At 42.7% G+C, this 18317-nt stretch carries 14 protein-coding genes, 1 pseudogene and 1 CRISPR repeat array; of the genes and pseudogenes, 3 read left to right on the top strand and 12 right to left on the bottom strand.

Annotation, left to right across the window (positions count from 1 at the left end):
• Nucleotides 1-61 precede the first annotated feature (61 nt).
• From KTE19_RS02565 to KTE19_RS02545, 5 genes are all read right to left on the bottom strand, one after another.
• A complete protein-coding gene (locus KTE19_RS02565) occupies nt 62-1006 on the bottom strand; it encodes a hypothetical protein (protein WP_217341549.1) in 945 nt (314 codons plus the stop codon).
• A 15-nt stretch (nt 1007-1021) separates the two neighbouring features.
• A complete protein-coding gene (locus KTE19_RS02560; RefSeq protein WP_217162715.1) occupies nt 1022-1612 on the bottom strand; it encodes a hypothetical protein in 591 nt (196 codons plus the stop codon).
• Between the two features lie 5 nt (nt 1613-1617).
• Nucleotides 1618-2004: a hypothetical protein gene (locus tag KTE19_RS02555; protein WP_217162713.1), complete on the bottom strand. Its 387-nt coding sequence runs from the start codon at nt 2002-2004 to the stop codon at nt 1618-1620.
• Nucleotides 2005-2175: 171 nt separating this feature from the next.
• Nucleotides 2176-3795, bottom strand: coding sequence for a peptide ABC transporter substrate-binding protein (locus KTE19_RS02550; protein ID WP_217341548.1), 1620 nt, complete (start codon nt 3793-3795; stop codon nt 2176-2178).
• A gap of 33 nt (nt 3796-3828) precedes the next feature.
• Nucleotides 3829-4731 carry a proline iminopeptidase-family hydrolase gene (locus KTE19_RS02545; protein ID WP_217162709.1) on the bottom strand — a complete coding sequence of 301 codons (903 nt, stop codon included), beginning with the start codon at nt 4729-4731 and terminating at the stop codon, nt 3829-3831.
• A gap of 699 nt (nt 4732-5430) precedes the next feature.
• Here KTE19_RS02545 and KTE19_RS02540 point away from each other — a divergent pair.
• Nucleotides 5431-6228 carry a spore germination YkwD domain-containing protein gene (locus KTE19_RS02540; RefSeq protein ID WP_217162707.1) on the top strand — a complete coding sequence of 266 codons (798 nt, stop codon included), beginning with the start codon at nt 5431-5433 and terminating at the stop codon, nt 6226-6228.
• A gap of 255 nt (nt 6229-6483) precedes the next feature.
• Nucleotides 6484-7003: a CRISPR direct-repeat array (repeat unit 28 nt; unit sequence GGATCACCCCCACATACGTGGGGAATAC).
• 742 nt (nt 7004-7745) lie between these two features.
• Here KTE19_RS02540 and KTE19_RS02535 read toward each other — a convergent pair.
• From KTE19_RS02535 to KTE19_RS02515, 5 genes and pseudogenes are all read right to left on the bottom strand, one after another.
• A complete protein-coding gene (locus tag KTE19_RS02535) occupies nt 7746-8219 on the bottom strand; it encodes a hypothetical protein (RefSeq protein ID WP_217165495.1) in 474 nt (157 codons plus the stop codon).
• 180 nt (nt 8220-8399) lie between these two features.
• On the bottom strand, nt 8400-9041 hold the full coding sequence (locus KTE19_RS02530; RefSeq protein ID WP_217164588.1) for an SDR family oxidoreductase: 642 nt from the start codon (nt 9039-9041) through the stop codon (nt 8400-8402).
• 43 nt (nt 9042-9084) lie between these two features.
• A pseudogene (locus KTE19_RS02525) lies at nt 9085-9910 on the bottom strand (aldo/keto reductase).
• Nucleotides 9911-10331: 421 nt separating this feature from the next.
• Complete coding sequence (locus tag KTE19_RS02520; protein WP_217164585.1) at nt 10332-11606, bottom strand: S-layer protein; 1275 nt, start codon at nt 11604-11606, stop codon at nt 10332-10334.
• A 189-nt stretch (nt 11607-11795) separates the two neighbouring features.
• Complete coding sequence (locus tag KTE19_RS02515; protein WP_217164582.1) at nt 11796-13019, bottom strand: MFS transporter; 1224 nt, start codon at nt 13017-13019, stop codon at nt 11796-11798.
• Nucleotides 13020-13403: 384 nt separating this feature from the next.
• Here KTE19_RS02515 and KTE19_RS02510 point away from each other — a divergent pair, with 384 nt between their 5' ends.
• A complete protein-coding gene (locus KTE19_RS02510) occupies nt 13404-14180 on the top strand; it encodes an acetoin reductase (RefSeq protein ID WP_217341547.1) in 777 nt (258 codons plus the stop codon).
• 72 nt (nt 14181-14252) lie between these two features.
• On the opposite strand, the gene xylB is transcribed toward KTE19_RS02510, so the two are convergent.
• Both xylB and xylA read right to left on the bottom strand, forming a co-directional pair.
• Entirely contained in the window at nt 14253-15767 is a 1515-nt protein-coding gene (gene xylB, locus KTE19_RS02505) for a xylulokinase (RefSeq protein ID WP_217164576.1), read from the bottom strand.
• Between the two features lie 421 nt (nt 15768-16188).
• A complete protein-coding gene (gene xylA / locus KTE19_RS02500) occupies nt 16189-17526 on the bottom strand; it encodes a xylose isomerase (protein ID WP_056983447.1) in 1338 nt (445 codons plus the stop codon).
• Between the two features lie 196 nt (nt 17527-17722).
• Here xylA and KTE19_RS02495 point away from each other — a divergent pair, with 196 nt between their 5' ends.
• Nucleotides 17723-18166, top strand: a complete 444-nt coding sequence (locus KTE19_RS02495) for an Lrp/AsnC family transcriptional regulator (protein ID WP_217164573.1) — start codon at nt 17723-17725, stop codon at nt 18164-18166.
• The last annotated feature ends 151 nt before the right edge of the window (nt 18167-18317 follow it).

Genomic DNA, 18317 nt, shown 5'->3' with positions numbered 1-18317 from the left:
CCAAAGTCAGAATGCATCACCGCTTTTAACTAAATTCTGAGATCAAATCCCAGTTTTTTGACTACAATGCGTATGCCGATGGAGATGATGCTTTGTACGACATATTTGACCTACCTAAGCCTGCAAGCAAACCATAAAGATAGTCTTCAGAAAATTGGTCAAGATCCCATGGGTCACCGTTAGCATCATTATGCCTTGTTTGGTAATGATTATATTGGCTTTGTGACCAAGTTGAAATTTCTTTTAACTTGCTGGCATATCGGTCGGCACCTTTTAAGGACTTCATTTCCTGCTTAAATCGTGGCCGGAAATGATGATAAATCTTGTAAAGATCGGCAGCTTGCCAAGTTGGATAAAAGTCCTCATCATCGGTTTCAATTGATGCATCAGGAATGGCATTTTCAATATCAGAGATGATTTGTTCATTGTTCAGTGCCGCCATGAGCTTCTTCATATTTTTGGGCGTCATCCGACCAGACATGTCGCTGTCAGTATAACCAGTATATGCAGTTCCCAAATGGATCTTGGAAAAGATTGGTAAGATCTGTTTTTGAGTGCTTTGGGGCATTGTGTTTACTAATTCTCTGAGATAAGCAAGGTCCCGCTTAGGCTGAGCCTGACTTCTTCGATGATAAAGTTGTCCCTTCTTAATCCAACCGCCTAACGGTTTATAACCAGTTAACCCAGCATTTTGGTCAAGTTGTGGTATCGATGTCCCAATATAATAATAAACTACCTTTTTCCCATTAGGTTGACGAACGAGCGACTTTTGTTGAGTCTCAAACCATGTGGCCTGCTGACGGTACTTGTGCGAAACAAAGCCAGAAAACGACTTTTTGTAAATTTCACCCTTCACGTGATATTGCTGCGGGCTGAAATAATAATTTTTAACAACTTTATATTTATTGTCAGCACTTACTGATGTCGTCGTGGCAACCACCGAAACAAGAACAGCAGTCATGATTGAAACCGATATGAGCACCCGTTTTAATATAGAATTTTTCATTAGACAGTCCCTCGTTTAATCCGGTAACTTTTCATAAAAATTATCTGAAAACGAAACTCGACCATTCTTCATCACAACAGCGTTTCCTTCTGGATTCCCTTTCGGTGCCTCATCCATAACATTCCACCAATATCCAAACGAAAGCAGCGCATTGTGATATTTACTTGGGTTCTTACCGAAGTAAGAAACATTCATGAAAATTGCGTCAGTAGCATCGTTGGTCATCCCTTTAACCGGAGTTGTCTGCTCATTAGCGTAAGATTTACCATAATACCCCATCGTACGATTAAATGTGATCGTGCCTTTATAGTTTTTTCGCAGCAACTTAGCCGTCTTAGAATTAATCACAGATACCTTGGTATAAAATTTTGACCGTTTTTGATAATGCTTCTTATACTTGCTAGTGTTCTTAAGTTGATAAATGACCGAAACAACTTTACTGCCCTTTTTGTGAACGGTAACCGTAGCATTGTCGCGATGATCACGGTATGTTTTTGTACTAGCATTAGCGGTTGTTGAAGTGAAAAATAAGATAATCGCTAGTGTACTTAAGATTGCTAAAGCTGCTCTTCGCAGTTTATTGTTTCCTATGTGAAATTCCCCCAATTATTTTACTTTCGATAATAAAAAGTATCAGTAGTTCCTTGCCAAACATGAATGGCCGAACCATTCACTTTTACAGTAAAATGATCCTTCTCCTTGCCAGCAAAACCAGTTAGTTTATAAGTCGTCCCGCTGCTCTTCTTGTACTTAACATTCTTCCAGTATTCAGAAGACCCATAATCCGCCGCACTTTTATCATTGTTCCACGCTTTGATCTTGGTAGCGGAAAATTTCCAGTTATACCATTGGGACTTTCCGTACCCTCGCCAAGTATGTCTCAACATTTTTGGCGTGCCACTATGCCAGCTGGCAGCATTAACAGGAATAGCCGCTGTAATGCCAAATCCGATTCCTGCCGATAGTAAAACAATCGCAATTAATTTGTTTCCCCTCATAATTGATCCCTCCAATAAATGTAAATTGCTAACCATATTATCAACAGTTAACGATTTAATTATACAGCTTCCAAATATTACCAACACGATCATTTCCCAGTTCGTTAAATTATTTCATGAAAAAAGAAGCCATCTCTGACTTCTCTTTTAAATTTCACTCCAACCAACTATCTAATCACTCAAATAAGCCCGCGTATAATCATCCTCGCCAACTGGATGACGCAAAACGCCTTTCAAATTAGGGTTAACCAAGTGACTTTCAACCATTTGATACAATGGGACAACTGGCATCGTCGTATTCAAATGCTCTTGAAGATTGCGCATGTTCTGCCAATATTGTTTTGGATCCGCAGCATGAAAACTGCTTGCTTCCTGGTATTGTTTATCAAAGTAACTGTCTTTATACTTTCCATAGTCTTGAGGGTTACTGCTCTGCAAGATTCCCATGAAGCTGATTGGATCAGCAAAATCAGCTAACCAGAATGTCTGTTCCATGTCGAAGGCTCTGTTAGCTTCTGCAGATTGTTGACCCTTCGTTGGCAAACTCTTAACCGCAACGTCGGCTCCCGGCAATGATTTCTTAACCGAAGCCTGAACAAATTGCGCAACGTTCTTCGTGATGGTTTGGTCATCGCCAACAACATCCATCTTAACGATTCCTTTTTGACCGGATTCCTTAACCCCCTCTGCCCACAATTTCTTAGCTTTGGCAACATCGTAGGTATCAGCTGGCTTGGTTTCTGTCGCAAAATCTTTACCAGTTGTTGGATCCTTGGTTAAATCGCGTGATGTATAGGTGTAAGCTGGTTCAGAACCGTCTGCAAGAACATCCTTGGTTAATTGTTTCCGATTCAAAACAAGGCTCAGAGCCTGGCGCATCTTTTGATTGGTCAGTGGTCGACCTTTTCGTAAATTCAATCGCAGATAATAGGTGCCTGCTTTTCGTTCATGAATTAAGTCCTTGTTCTTCTGAAGGCCCTTGGCGGTTACCCCGGTAATCGTGGCATCATCCAGCTTTTTTTGGTCAAATAGTTCATGAGCTGTATTGGCATCCTTGACCACACTATATTTCAATTCATTCAAGTGGATGGCTTTCTGATCATAATAATACTTATTGCGCTTTAACGTCCAGTTATCATTGGTCCCATTCCAGCTGGTAACCTTAAACGGCCCGTTGTAATACATATATTTCGATTGCGTGCCGTATTTAGAGCTAAATTTCTTTAATGCCGTTGGGTTCTCGGGGAAGAAGGCTGGCAACACCATCATCTTGTTGAAATAAGGCATTGGGTGTTCCAGTTTAACTTGAAAAGTATGTTTGTTTAAAGCATAGGCACCAAGGGTCTTAGGTGACTTTTTATTTGCTGTAATCGCGTCAGCGTTTTTAATTCCAGAGAATATGTAATTGTATCCGGATTTAGAAGTTGGGGATACCGATCGTCGCCAGGCAGTCACAAAATCCTGGGCAGTCAACGGATCACCATTACTCCATTTGGCATTTTTACGAAGATGGAACGTATAGGTTAACCCATGATCCGTGGGCTTAACCACGGAAGTTGCCGAAGCCGGCACCGGTTCATTTTCCTGGTTAGCCCGATAGAGGCCTTCCATGCTATTTTCCAACGTATTCCAAGTTGTGAAGTCCGCATGCTCCGATGTATCCAGCGACAGAAGTTCCGATGTCTGCATGAGTGAGACTGAATTTCGTTTGGAACTGGAACTTTTGCTGCCACAAGCGGCTAGTAACACCGTTGAGGCCCCAACCATCAAAGTTAATAATAATTTTCTCATCTGTAATCCCTCCAACCATCAATTTTTGAATCATTAATCTTTAAAGTTTCCAGTTTCAACATCCGTGAGAAATTCTCCAAGGGTGCTGAAAAATGCTGTCGGATTGTCGATGCTATGACAATGCCCGCCATCTGGGGTAAGTACCAACCGGGAGTGCGGAATCTGTTTGTGCATTCGTTCGGCGGTCGCTAAAGGCATGGTGTCGTGATCCCCAAATGTTAGTAGTGTTGGTACGGTGATGTTATGAATATCAGCACGGCGGTCCCAACCATTCAAGGTGCCAACCATCACAAATTCGTTGTTTCCCTGAAAATGGTTATACACCGGGGTTGCCATCGTCTCGACTAAATGCTGTGGCGCTCTTTGCGGATGGCGGTTAACATAGATCCTATAAAGTTGGGCAACCAGCTCTTGATACTTCGGATCAGCAAACCGCTCGTGTTCTTCAACATCTTTCATGTAATCAACTTCAAATTTGGAGAATGTTTTTTCGCGAAGCTGATTAATGTGAACCGTGTACTCCTCAATGTTATCGATCATGCTCATAACGACAACGCCTTTGAGATGGTCACCGTATTTCAAGGCATATTCCTGAGCTAACAAGCCGCCCCAGGAATGACCCAACAAGTAAAAGTTGTCCAGACCAAGTTCCTGCCGAACCTCTTCTAATTCCGACAAGTAATAATCAAGGGTCAAATACTTTTGATTCTCCGGCTTGGTAAAATCGGGTTGATCGGAATAAAACGATCCCAACTGATCGTACATCGAAACCTGGACACCATATTTAGCAAGTTGTTCACCAAAGTTTTCGAACTCCTCGTGATTACTACCCGGCCCGCCATGGACGCAGAGCAGCTTCACGTCCCCTTCACCAACTGTTCTTGTGAATAAGTGAAATCCATTAGCCAACGTTAAAATCCGACTATCTTCATGCATCTAACTGCCATCTCCTTTGATCTTGACAAGAAAAAAAGCGCCCTCTCAGAGAAATGAATCTCTGAAAGGGCGCTCAACGCACTGTACCACCTTTGTTTGCTAAAAAAGCCTCACACAAACGGCAATCCCAAATTGCTGGAATTGCAATTTGCCGCATTTATAACGGTTGCGTACCGATGGTTACCTACTTAGTTCAGTCCATAGCTCAAAAGTGATTTTCGTCCACAAATTGTTGTCCCTGCTTTCACTCATCCAGGTTCGCTACCCAACGTCTTCATGCACTACTTTCTTCGTCAACACTTTATTTTTTCTCATTAATATTTAATGTAACCACCATAATCCGTTCCGAATTATCTGTCAACCGTTAATTATATTTGATTGTTTGAACTCAACGTCTTTATTCTTGGTAATTTATAGAAGTAATTTTTGCTACTTGTCTCTTAATTTTAAATGATTATTTTCAAATAAATCTCTAATTTTTATGAATTTAACACCCCTGTCAGAAAATGACGATCACGTTTTTGCACGATAGACAGCTTGATTTCCTGCCAATTATTATCAACATCCCGAGAATATTAGCATCCTTAAAATTCGGGAGGCACTCTCAAATTTATTAGAACGGGACCGGCAGGATTTGCTATAATGAAATTAAATACTGTTTGTGATCATTTATTCATTCTTTCTTTTGGGGGACTTAATATGAAATTAATATGTAAGGTACTAACCTCATTGGGGCTGGCGTTGGGATTCTTATGTGCTTCGGCTTCGGTGGCGAACGCACAGACTATTAAAGCGATGACCGTTAATTATGTTTCAACAACCGGCCAACAAGTTCGCACACCACTCACTTATCATCGGTCGGTCAATGGTGTGTCGGCATTTGGATCTGGTCTGGCTTATTCTACAAGTGGTGGTTATACCTCATCGAAGGGGTATGTTAAAAAGGTAAAAGGCTACGTCCCTTATCAACTTCAGAAAGACTATGCCTACGATCAAATGCCCGCCTCACTGACCGTGAAGTACATAAAAGAATCGACATTGGCACGTCGAGTTGAGAAGCAGTACCTAAAGCAGATCAACGCCTACAGAGCAACCCAAGGCTTGAAGTCGTTCAAGCACAACAAGTCTTTGAAATCAAAAGCAATTGTCCGCTCAAAGGAATTATGGCAAAAGACAAGCCATGTCCGTCCGAATGGACAATCTTACAATGCCAACCTCAGTGGGTACGCCGAAGTTATGGCAGTATTGCCAGCTTACTTTTTGTCGACAGGAATTGCTACAACCAATACCGGCCTAGGAGCAATGCTGGTCTACAACACCAACGGCCTCGTTTCATACAAGAAGACCGCCAAAACTGCCAGCAACGAATTGTTGACTTGTGATCAGGAACATCGAGACACTGAATTAAACAAATGGGCAACTTACAGCGAGCCAGCATTTAGTTTCCACGCGGATGGCTCGGGCATGATGGCCCAGTTGTTTGAACTGGGTAAGTAGGAAAAGTTGTCTAGCTATAAGGTGTTTTTTAAATATGAACTGTCAGCCTCCGCAATAACTGTCAATTCAAACCCATTTCCGCCGCTTAAATCAGCGGCTTTTGTTTTACCTTCATAAACCGAATTGAAGAAAGAAAAAGGCCGGAATCAAAATGCCTATTCCCAGTCTCTGGTGATTAATATTTGTAATAAGTATGATTAATATCCTCACGTGATTGATGCAATTGCTTAAAGTAGGTCTTGTGGCGGTTATAAAGGATCACCCCCACATACGTGGGGAATACTGGGGGGGCTAACTCATAGTCAGCTTCTGGGGTGAGGATCACCCCCATATACGTGGGGAATACATTTGCCGGGGCTAACATCATTGAAGGTGGTTAGGATCACCCCCACATACGTGGGGAATACCCCCAATCACTATCGATGTAGTACCAAACTTTGGGATCACCCCCACATACGTGGGGAATACTTACCGTTAAAAACATGACTTTGGAACAAGTCAGGATCACCCCCACATACGTGGGGAATACGAAATATTTTCTTTAATCGCAACTATGGTATTAGGATCACCCCCACATACGTGGGGAATACTAACATCCGCACTTGGTTCATCATCAATGGCTCGGGATCACCCCCACATATGTGGGGAATACGGGGCACTCATGATGTAGATCTGATGAGTAATAGGATCACCCCCACATATGTGGGGAATACTCAACTGGCCAAACGATAAGAAGCTAATCCAAAGGGATCACCCCCACATATGTGGGGAATACACTAAAGAAAGCCTGTCATCTCGGCATTTGAAAATTCCAATCCAGCTGTTTTTCATTAGTTTGGACTCGAAAGTTCCTTCCTACACCAATCCATACTCCTAACCAATTGGCCACCTTAAGAATAACAAAAAATATTTGCTGATGCTACGAAAATTGGGTTGTTGAAATGGTAAATAGTGGACCACTCACAAAGACCCCATCTCAAATCCCTAATCATTTTACAAAAGCACAAAAAAGCCCCTGCTAACACGCAGGGACTTAAGGGATTTTTTCATATTGAGGGGTAATTCATGAAGTTAAGAAATCGTTGGGGTTTCTTAGTAATTATTTGAGGGGTGAATTATTATATTTGGGTGTATCGTTGCCAATCGGCTTATTGATTCACGGGCATCCCTTCTTTCAAAATAGATTTCGAGTTTCGGCTCACGGACCGGGTTAACTCACTTCGGTTTTAGTAGCAACTCCAAACAATAATCTTTTGATGATTGGAAGTTTCTTGTCGATCATATTTAAAATATAATTTTCGGTTTGTTGTTGTAGGCACTGTGTGCATCCTTCCTTTCGTGTGAATCATTATTGGAGAAGCCGGGTTAGAAATCATGTTGGGTTGTGCTGTTGTTATCGCCTTCCTTCATATTTGATTGTCTATATAATATCGAGTTGAGCTTAACTGAAGCTTAAATCCGGAAAGAATCTCAATAATTTTTTTATTTGGTCATCACCTTTCTTGTTATCTCTGGAATTAACTGGATTGGGTATATCTGATACTGCTTTGGCTGCTATTAACATTGCCATTGTCGGTCAATCCCGAATCAACCGTCTTATATGATGAATTGGTGAGCTTTTCAGGTCGGTGCTCAAAGCCACTGTTATTGGTTAAAGTTTCCGCCGAGGTTTCCGACTGAGTGGTTGCTATTTTTGGTGGTTCAACGTTCTTTAATGAATTGTCTTGGTTGGGTGTGAGATCCACTTTAGCCATCAGGTCAGGATCGAGATGCTGATTTTCAGTTTCAACACTCGGCCGAAACTTTTTGGCCTGTTGAGGTTGTGTCGAGGTGACCGCTGCGTTAGCAGAAATCACCGATCCGAAGATTGTCCCCATCATCACCAAGCTGGCACCTGCTGTAAATAATACTTTCTTCAGTTTAATCGTGTTCAATCTCCCCTTTGTTTCAATATAGGTATTTTGTTTGTTCTCTGCATCCCGTCCTTTCATATTTGATTGTCCCTAGAGTAATTGAACTGACTTAACCGAAGCTTAAAATCGCAAATTAACCCTCAAAATCCTCTTGGGTTTAAGAAAACCGCAAACTTCTTAATGGAAACTGAAGTTTGCGGTCATTTTTGGCTATTCAATTAATGAAGCATCATTGACTTTGCTGGGTTACTTCGCTCACTACATAAACGACGGCTTATCTCCATCTGTATTCGGCTGGTTAACCCCAACCGAATGGCGAACCTGAGCGCTTGGATCATTAATCAAATGCACGACAAAGTCTGCAATACTCTTACGCGACACCTTGGTACCTTTGAATGGCTCACCCTTTTGGGTTGTTTCATAACTCACAATATCATCGTTTGACAACCAGGCCGGCCGGATGATGGTGTAATCCAAGCCCGAGCTTTCGATAACCTTTGCGGCAGCAGCATAGGGCTCAAGATACCCACCGTCTAACTGCTGATGATTCCATTTACCAAAGTTGCCAGGAACTTCATCGTAAATCCCTAAAGTTGAAATCCAAATCAACCGCTTGACGCCGGTTTGATCCATTGCGGCCAATACGGACTTGGCCTCATCCTCAATGTTGTGACCAGCCAAGTTTGCATAAACGATGTCAATACCATCTAAGGCTGCCACAATGTCCTTGACATCAGCGGCATCCCCATCAATCACCCTTTCACGACTCGGATCACTGATCGAGAGCCGTTTAGAATTCCTCAAGAATAACGTCAAATGATGTTCTGTTTCATTTAACAATTGCTTCTCAGCTAGTTTTGCAATCTGACCATTTGCACCTAAAATTAATACATTTGCCATAATTGATTTATTCTCCCCTATTCATTTGTTGATGCTAATACCGTTAACCCATATCGGTTCCAGACATTGCATTCAGTGCCTGCATATCTTCCGGGCTAATTTCAAAATCCAATTTAGTATTGTTTTCAATATGTGCTTGATGAGTTGCTTTTGGTAGTGGTAAAACGCCATTCTGCAGAACAAAATTAATCGCTAGTTGGGCAACGCTCACCCCATATTTGTCAGCCATTTGGGTGATGTCTTCGTTCTCCAAAATCCCTCCGGTTGCTAAAGGTGAATAAGCTTCAACCAGCATTCCGTTCTCCTGGGCAAATTTGGTAATCTGGGGTTCTGTGTACCCCCACAAAATAGCGAATTTGATCAACCATTGGCTTCACATCTGCCACCTGCAAAATATTTTCGAGATCATGCACATTGAAATTGGAAACGCCAATTGCCTTAACATCGCCGCTAGCATAGATATCCTGCATGGCCTTCCACACTTCCACATTCCCTTCATCATAGTTGGCGCCACGTTCATTCCATGGCCACGGCGCATGAATGAGGTACAGGTCAAGATATGAAAGGTTTAGTTCCTTCATGGTTGACCGAAAGTCGGCAATTGCGCCATCGTATGTTTTAGTAGCCGCCGGCAACTTGGAAGTCACAAAAACGTTCTCGCGATCAACATCGGAATCTAAGATTGCTTCACCAACGCTTTTTTCATTGCGGTAAGCTTTAGCGGTATCAATATGGCGGTATCCTGCCTTAAGCGCCAGACTAACGGCGTCGTACGTTTGCTGGCCACCTGGAATTTGCCAGGTGCCAAAGCCAACTTTAGGAATGGTGATTCCGTTATTTAATTCGTAGGTATCAGTTAAGATTGACATGTTCGTCTCCCCTTTTTCATTTAATTGTGATGTGTAACTTTATTATGACGCTTTTAGGAATGAAACGCGAGAATGTCGCACCAAAAAAGACCCAGAAATCGTCATTTTGGGCCTTGCCTCGGAGAATATTTAGCATACAGCAGTTTTGATTTTAGCTGAACAACATTAATCTTGACAGTTGTCAATCCCCCGTAATGATTCAGCCATGTCAAATGAGCATCCCCTGCGTCCCACTGCGTCATGCCGTTATAACAGTCGGGAAAATTAACTACTTACAAACAGAAATTATCCCGATAATCATATTAGCATGTGATAAATGATGTTGTCATTTATTCTGCCTGCAATTTCTGAAAACAAAAACCAACCCCATCAGAATAGAGGTTGGCTTCGCTGTACTCAGATTATTAAAATTACCTAACTGTTACTGTCGTTGCATATAGTACAGTTTCAACGTGTCACCATAACGAGCATTAGCATTTTCGGTAAGTGTTCGATTCTTGTCAAAGTAATAGGTTGTTCCGCCAACACCATTTAACGTAGCAAGCTTACCAGTTGTAAACAACTGATTATCAAATAGTGATGTCGCAATCACGCCCTGGCCGTTACTAGAGAAGAGGACCTTTTCTGAATCGGACAATGCCGGATATGTGTTTCCGACGAGTTGACCAGCGTTAATTTGACTATTGGTGTTAGTCAAATAATAAGTAACTTGTGATGTATATTGGGCATTCGCAGCATCAACATAAACCGAATAGTTATCACTACCAACTGTCAGATTAGCAAGGCTTGTATTAGGTTGGGTCTTGCTTACCACATAACCTGCAGGGACATTCTTGGAAACGGCTGAAGTGAGTGAATCAGTTGTGTTCAAGATGTCGCCTAGCTTGGCACCATATAATAATTTAGCACCACTCTTTAAATCACTTGGTTGGATAATCCACTGGTAACTACCAACTGACTGACCCTGAGCATTAAGATAATTAATCTTTAAGCTGTTGTTGGAAGTTGGCGTGTTGTTATTTACGGGGGCATTCAAGCCACCTGCATAGACCCAACCAGTAATTGCAGTGTTGTTATCGTCAGTCACTTGATAATAGAGATAACCCTCACGAGTCTTGGTAGCAGCACCGGTAATTGTAAATGTATCGCCGGTCTTGTACCCACTCATGTTCGTTTGCTGAGCTTTATACTGTGACCACTTAGGATTAACCCAAAGCGTATTCTTGTTATTATCTTTTAAAGTGTAACCAGTTGTAACTGTTGGCATGTTCGCATTCGTCATGGTATTAGCAGTTGCGAGACCACCACCAAAACTACCAGTGGCCTTACCACCGTAGATCCATCCACGATAATTTCCGTTGAATGAAACCACCTTATAGTAGACAGATCCCTTATTAGTGGTTGCCACTCGATATGCCCGGAAGTATTTAGTTGAGCTCTTGGAATTTCCATAGCTCTGCAATGTGTACTTGGAAGCAATCAAGCGGGCTCCACGCAACGTACCAGCTTTGGTATACAAAGCATTTGATCCATTAGTCGTAACGTTGCGAGTTGCCGGCGCACTTGTCATTGTTTCGTTTGATGTCACTTTTGCATATGATTTGGCACTTGCATTCGTTGTGGCCAAACCTGACGCAGCTAACATTGAAACAGCTGCCAACCCAAAATATAATGATCTTTTTAATCCTAAATTCATAAGTTCAACTCCCCACATATTTTCACGTCCAGAATACTTGACGCTATTTAAATGTTACCACGATCCCGATTGGGGTGGAAAAGTTATGCCTGAAGTTAATCATAAAGTCTTATTGCTGTAATGAATTCGCAACAAAAAAGGATCGGTCTATTGCGTAACCCCCGGGTGAGTTAGCAACTAAACCGATTCTTAGTCAGCGATCGAAGTAACCTTTACTTTATCCTTTTTATAGGCGTAAATCACAACGCCCAAGTTAATCAGGACTAAGATTGTCGTCATCAAGAACACGTACCGGTAATCCAAGACACCAGCAACCACTGAGGCCAACATTGGGCCAACAACCGCGCCTAATGCCTGAAATGACTGGTTATAACTGAAGATTCGACTAACTGATCTAGCCGGGGCTTCCAAGGTCATGACCGTTTGAGTAATTGGCAACAATGCCGCGTTAGCAATGCCAATCAAGAAGCGTAAAATTCCCAACATTAGCACAGTTGTTACAAAGAACATAGGGAAAAAGACGACCGCTGAAAAAATTAAACCAGCTAGTAAAATTTTTTCAGGACCAACGTGATCCCCGAGTCGGCCTAGAGACGGCGCTGTAAACAACGTGGCAATCCCAGGCAATGCGGCGATAATCCCACTGGCAAACGCAATGTTACCGTGGTTGTGCATCAATTCTTTGACAAACAAACTGATAATTGGATTAATCGAGGTTGTTGCCGCCATAATTAACATAGAAGAAATAATCATGGCAACTACGACGCGTTTATGCTCAATACCCACAAACGCATCTTTAATCCCAGTTTTTGCAGACTTCTTTGTCGGCTTGAAATCTTCTTTCACAAATAGCCACGTTGAAAGTGACGCTAAAAACATCATGAAGCCAAACATATAAAAGGGTAGCCGATAACCGAAGATGCCTGAGAGATAGCCGCCAATGATTGGCCCGATGAGTTGACCACCAACGTTTCCAGTCGTTAATGCCCCCATCGTCCGGCCACTTTGTTCACGGGGGACTTCACTAGCAACGAGTGCATACGCATTATTGATATAACCAGAAAACGTTCCTTGGATAAGACGAATGGCAATCAGCATCCACACATTCGTTGAGAGCCCAGTCAACGTGGCACTGATCGTCATTCCAATCGATGCCCGCAGTAACATCGGCTTTCTCCCTGTTCGATCGGCCAAACTGCCCCACAAGGGTGACACGATTGCCTGACTAAGAAACACACTGGAAAAAGCCAGCCCAGCGTAAAGGGTCAGTTGCCATTTGGGAAAGTTACCCATTTCATTGATAAATAATGGTAGAAACGGCATCGACATGCTCGCGCCGGCACCAGTTGCAAAGTTGCCAAACCACAAGGCCCACATGTTTTTTTGCCATTGAGGCCGTTTATTTTTTGTCATATTTCAAGATCCTTACTAAAATCGAATTTTTGCATATGCAGTTCATTATAGCAATTATCATTGTAGGTAGCAACTTGTTGCCGGCGATGAACTTACTTTGAAATCCTTTCCAACTGGTTAAGAAAGTTGCTCAGCTAACAGAAAAAATAATTAATCAGCTCGACCAAAAATTAAAACGTAATTGTGTGCAATCAATTCACAAGCGAGGTATTATGTAACTGTATTCAAATGCTTTAGTTACCTATTAGGACGGCTTTTTCAGGCGGAGATCAACGTGTGATTGTCCATGTGAATTCAGTGGATTCTGGCTTTTTACTTGTGGTGACTTACACTCCGATCTCTAACCGCTTGGATCCGCTCACTTGTTTTGGGGAGGAATTAATCATGGCAGAAAAAGTTGCAGTTATTACTGGTTCAGCAGGTGGTTTGGGGAAAGGCATCGCTGAACGACTGGCAAAAGATGGGTTTGCAATTGTACTTCACGACATTAATAAGGATTTATTAGCTGAAACTGAAAAAGAATTTAAGGATAAAGGAATTGAGGTAACCAGTTTTTCTGGAGACGTCTCCAAACGAGATGACCAATTCGCCTTGGTAAAACATGCGGTTGATACCTTCGGCCGCTTGGACGTATTCGTTAATAATGCTGGGGTAGAAGCGGTTAAGCCATTACTTGAGATTGACGAAAATGAACTTCAACGACTGTTCTCAATTAACGCCTTCGGAATGCTCTTTGGTACCCAGGCAGCCGCCGACCAGTTCATCAAACAAGGTGGTGGCGGTAAAATTATCAGCGCCTCTAGTATTGCCGGCCACGAATCCTATCCAATGTTAGGCACTTATTCTGCTACCAAGCACGTGATTCGTTCATTTACTCAAACAGCCTCAAAAGAGCTCGCTAAATACAAGATTAATGTCAATGCTTATGCACCCGGCGTTGCTAAAACTAAGATGTGGGATCGGATTGACGCCGAGATGGTTAGGAACGATCCATCCCTCAAACCAGGCGACGCATTTGCCCAATACACGGCTGATATTTCATTAGGCCGTTATGAAGTCCCATCAGATGTTGCCAACCTCGTTTCATTCTTAGCATCCCCGGATTCAGACTACATTACCGGTCAAACAATTCTGGTTGATGGTGGGATGGTTTACAGATAATTTCAATAACGATGCAAAAAGAACCGTTTTCCTGAATAGGAAGCGGTTCTTTTTTATTATCAACCTAATGGCTTACTTTTCTTCATTCTTCCGACGATAAGCGACTAACTCATGGGTAATCTGCTTGGTACTTGGATAAATCTGCTTATAAATGTCATGCAATTTCTGATACTTCGCAACGTCGTCTTCTTCTGGCAGGAATACATCCTTAAACTTCACAAAAACTTTAGTACATTCCTGCATATTTTCAAACCAGCCGAGACCAACGGCAGCCAGCATTGCGGCTCCCAAGCCTGGTCCCTGTTCATTTTGCAGGGAAACCACTTTGGTATTGAAAATATTAGCTTGAATTTGTTGCCACAATGGGCTCTTGGCTCCACCACCGATGGAAACCACGGTGTCAAACTTGGCGCCCTCTTTTTCATAGATGTCCAAGATATCCCTGAATGAGAAGATGATCCCTTCCAAGACGGCCCGAACAAAGTCATAGCGTTTGTGAATACCGTCAATCCCGATAAAACTGCCTCGAACATCAGCATCGGCATAAGGGGCCCGCTCACCCACAATGTATGGGGCAAACAATAATCCATTGGCACCAACTGTTGATTTGGCGGCACTGTCTACGACTTCAGTAAAGTCTTCTTTTTCCGCAAATGTCTTTTTGAACCAGCTGAGTGAAAAACCGGCTGCCAAAGTGACACCCATTGAGTAGTAGGCATCCGGAATTGCATGGTCTTCATACTGCAAGACGCCATCATAGTTGGTTTCCTTTTGGGGTTCATATTTCAAAATTACCCCAGAAGTACCAATACTTGAAAGTACCTTAGATGGGCTATCAATTCCAGCACCTACGGCTCCACAGGCGTTATCTGCGCCACCACCAAACGTGACGGTATCGGTCAATAGGCCGGAATACATTGAATACCATTCGTCAATATTACCTGTGTTATCAATGGAACGAACCAACGGTGGGCAGAGACTAGCTGGGATATCGAAGGCGTCTAAGATTTCTTGGCTCCAGGCCTGTTTGTCCACATCCAGCATGACCGTCCCAGTTGCGTCCGAATAATCGATCGCCAACTTGCCGGTCATTCTAAATCGCAGGTAATCCTTGGGCAGTAACATGGTCTTCGCTTTGGCAAAGATTTCTGGTTGATTTTCCTTCACCCAAAGGAGTTTTGGCAGCGTAAAGCCTTCAAGTGGCTGATTATGGGTAATTTGAACAAAGCGGTCACCCATCTTAGCCATAATTTCTTCGCGTTGTTTAGTTGAACGGGTGTCATTCCAGAGCATGGCTGGCCGCAAGACCTTATTATCTTCATCTAATAAGACCAGTCCATGCATTTGACCGGAATAACTGATCCCTTTAATTTGTTCTGGTTTCAGTGAATCATTTAAAATCAATTTTACAATCGCCACAGTCGTTGCGTTCACCCAGTCGTTGGGGTTTTGTTCCGCATAGCCTGGCTTGGGTTGATTAAGTGGGAAATCCATCCCTTCTTGGGCGATAATCTCCCCGGATTGGGTGACAGCCGAGACCTTAACGGCACTCGTGCCGAGATCCACTCCTAATACGCAGTCGGTCATATGTGTTCCTCCTTCATCTAAAAATGGGAATGGAAAATTAATTCCATTCCCATTATACGTTGTGTTCAACCATTATATTGCTGAAAAGTAGAATGACTCAAATGCTGAGTGCTTGTCCGATGCTTTATGGGTTAGGACAGCTGTGTGTTTGCATCCGGTTTCCGTTATACAGTGGAAACGTGCTCCACCAAGCAGAGATCTGCACATAAGCACCATTACCAGAAATTCCAAGCCCAGGAATTTCTGGTAATGGAGACTTATGCTCCGATCTCTAACCGCTTGGTTCCGCACTTGCGTTTTAGGACAGCTCCGCAAAGCAACAATCTGCGTGTAAGCACCTCTCTCAAAAATTCCCAAACCAGGAATTTCCGAGAGAGGAGACTTACACTCCGATTGTTAACCGCTTTGCTCCGCTCACTCTCTACTTTAGTGTCTGAATAATATAATGATTAATCGTATCTTTAATCTCTTCCAAATGATCAGAATGCGTTGCGTCACGCAATTCTTTTTGAGTCTTATCTAATGAGTAGTTTTCAAGGTCAGCCATGCTTGCCTTGCCACTTTCGATGTCGGCACCAATTCCGGAATCAAATGAGCTGTAACGGTTCTTAACAATGTTATCAAGAACGCCATCACTCTTCATGGCAACCGCTACCCGCAAACCAGCGGCAAAGCTATCCATTCCAACAATGTGGCCATAGAAGAGGTCTTCTGGTTCAAATGATGAACGACGTGGCTTAGCGTCAAAGTTCAAGCCACCGCGAGGGCCGATGCTGCCATTTTCAACAACTTCAGTCATTGCAGCGGTTGTCTCGTAAAGGTTTGATGGGTATTCATCAATATCCCAGCCAATTAACTTGTCACCTTGGTTTGCATCAAGGGAACCAAGCAAACCAGCTTCTCTGGCAACACGGATTTCGTGTTGGTAAGTGTGGCCAGCCAAGTTAGCGTGGTTGCCTTCCAAGTTCAACTTGAAGTCTTTGTCCAAGCCATATTCCTTCATGAACGCAATGGTAGTTGCGGCATCAAAGTCATATTGATGAGTGGTTGGTTCCTTTGGCTTTGGTTCGAGCAACATCTGAGCGTCGAAGCCAATTTCGTTGGCATAATCCTTAGCCATGTGGAATAATTTGGCAGCATGCTCTTGCTCACGCTTCATGTCAGTGTTCCACAGTGATTCGTAACCTTCACGACCGCCCCAGAATACGTAGTTTTCAGATCCAACTCGCTTACCAATTTCAAGGCTGTGCTTTAATTGAGCAGCTGAGTAGGCAAAGATGTCTGCGTATGGAGAAGTACCGGCACCTTCAACAAATCGAGGGTTCGTGAACAAGTTTGAAGTATTCCAAAGAACTTTCATTCCGGAAGTCTTTTGGTTCTCAACAATCTTATCAACCACTTTGTCCAAGTTCTTGTTAGTTTCACGAAGGGTGTCACCTTCAGGAGCTAAGTCACGATCATGGAAGCAAAGGAAGTCAACGCCTAATTTGTCGTAGAATTCAAAGGCAGCATCCACTTTTGCCAATGCTTGGTCCATTGGATCCGTATACTTGTCATATGGGCGAAGCGCAGTTCCGTCGCCAAATGGATCGACTAGTCGTTGATCAAATGTGTGCCAGTATGCTACGGCAAAGCGTAACCAGTCACGCATTTTCTTACCACCAACAACTTCATCTGGATTGTAATACTGGAACCCTAATCCTGACTTTTTTTCTCCGGTACCAACGTACTTGATTTTATCGACATTCCAATAACTCATTTAGAAGTCCTCCAATTTTTAATTAGTTTGTTTGCACAACCAACTTACAAACTATATTCTACAACATTAGAATTTATTTGCAAGCCCTTTCACTGATTTTTTGACATAATTCGCTGAAATGCTTAGATCAGCAAACCCAATTTGGTGATGATATAATGTAGTTTAATCATTTGGTTTACAAAGGGAGCCCGATTAGATGGATAAATTAGATCGCAAAATTCTCAATATTATACAAGAAGACGGCCGCGCTTCGGTTAAAAGTATCGCGGAACGCTGTTTCATTTCTGCACCATCGGCTTCCGTTCGACTACAGAACTTGGAAAACCATGGATTTATTAATGGCTACACCGCTAACGTCAATTACGAAAAATTAGGTTACCTCATCAAAGCATTCGTCCGGCTGGATGTCAGCTACAAGCAAATGCCAAAGTTTGTTGACTTTATTTCAAAGGTTCCTAATGTCGTCGAGTGTAACTACATCACTGGGGACGCCGCCGTTCAACTTAAAGTCTTTTACAAGACGATGACTGAACTGAATGAATTTAACGCGTCATTAAAGGAGTTCGGAAATACCCATACGAACGTGGCCTTTACGACCAACATTGGTCCCCGACCGTTAAAACTACCAGAAGATAAGTAGCAGAAATCGGAGCATAAGCACCGCTAACAGGGCCCCAAAACTCGGGATTTCCGTTACCGGAGACTTATGTTCCGACTTCTATCGCTTGGTTCCACTGATCTAAAATGTGTTCCTCCAAGCAGAAGTCTGCTCATAAGCACCGCTAACAAAA

Origin of the sequence: Lentilactobacillus dabitei (genome assembly GCF_019061365.1) — a bacterium.
Lineage (GTDB): Bacteria > Bacillota > Bacilli > Lactobacillales > Lactobacillaceae > Lentilactobacillus > Lentilactobacillus dabitei.
Note: the sequence above shows the minus strand (reverse complement) of the source record. Positions and strands in the feature narration are given on the sequence as shown.

Bases quoted from the DNA above. Each gene is read 5' to 3' on its own strand.
- KTE19_RS02510 (WP_217341547.1), top strand. From the start codon at position 13,404: ATGGCAGAAAAAGTTGCAGTTATTACTGGTTCAGCAGGTGGTTTGGGG.
- KTE19_RS02545 (WP_217162709.1), bottom strand. From the start codon at position 4,731: ATGCATGAAGATAGTCGGATTTTAACGTTGGCTAATGGATTTCACTTA.
- KTE19_RS02565 (WP_217341549.1), bottom strand. From the start codon at position 1,006: ATGAAAAATTCTATATTAAAACGGGTGCTCATATCGGTTTCAATCATG.
- xylA (WP_056983447.1), bottom strand. From the start codon at position 17,526: ATGAGTTATTGGAATGTCGATAAAATCAAGTACGTTGGTACCGGAGAA.
- KTE19_RS02555 (WP_217162713.1), bottom strand. From the start codon at position 2,004: ATGAGGGGAAACAAATTAATTGCGATTGTTTTACTATCGGCAGGAATC.
- KTE19_RS02550 (WP_217341548.1), bottom strand. From the start codon at position 3,795: ATGAGAAAATTATTATTAACTTTGATGGTTGGGGCCTCAACGGTGTTA.
- KTE19_RS02495 (WP_217164573.1), top strand. From the start codon at position 17,723: ATGGATAAATTAGATCGCAAAATTCTCAATATTATACAAGAAGACGGC.
- KTE19_RS02520 (WP_217164585.1), bottom strand. From the start codon at position 11,606: ATGAATTTAGGATTAAAAAGATCATTATATTTTGGGTTGGCAGCTGTT.
- KTE19_RS02540 (WP_217162707.1), top strand. From the start codon at position 5,431: ATGAAATTAATATGTAAGGTACTAACCTCATTGGGGCTGGCGTTGGGA.
- KTE19_RS02535 (WP_217165495.1), bottom strand. From the start codon at position 8,219: ATGAAAGGACGGGATGCAGAGAACAAACAAAATACCTATATTGAAACA.
- KTE19_RS02530 (WP_217164588.1), bottom strand. From the start codon at position 9,041: ATGGCAAATGTATTAATTTTAGGTGCAAATGGTCAGATTGCAAAACTA.
- KTE19_RS02515 (WP_217164582.1), bottom strand. From the start codon at position 13,019: ATGACAAAAAATAAACGGCCTCAATGGCAAAAAAACATGTGGGCCTTG.
- xylB (WP_217164576.1), bottom strand. From the start codon at position 15,767: ATGACCGACTGCGTATTAGGAGTGGATCTCGGCACGAGTGCCGTTAAG.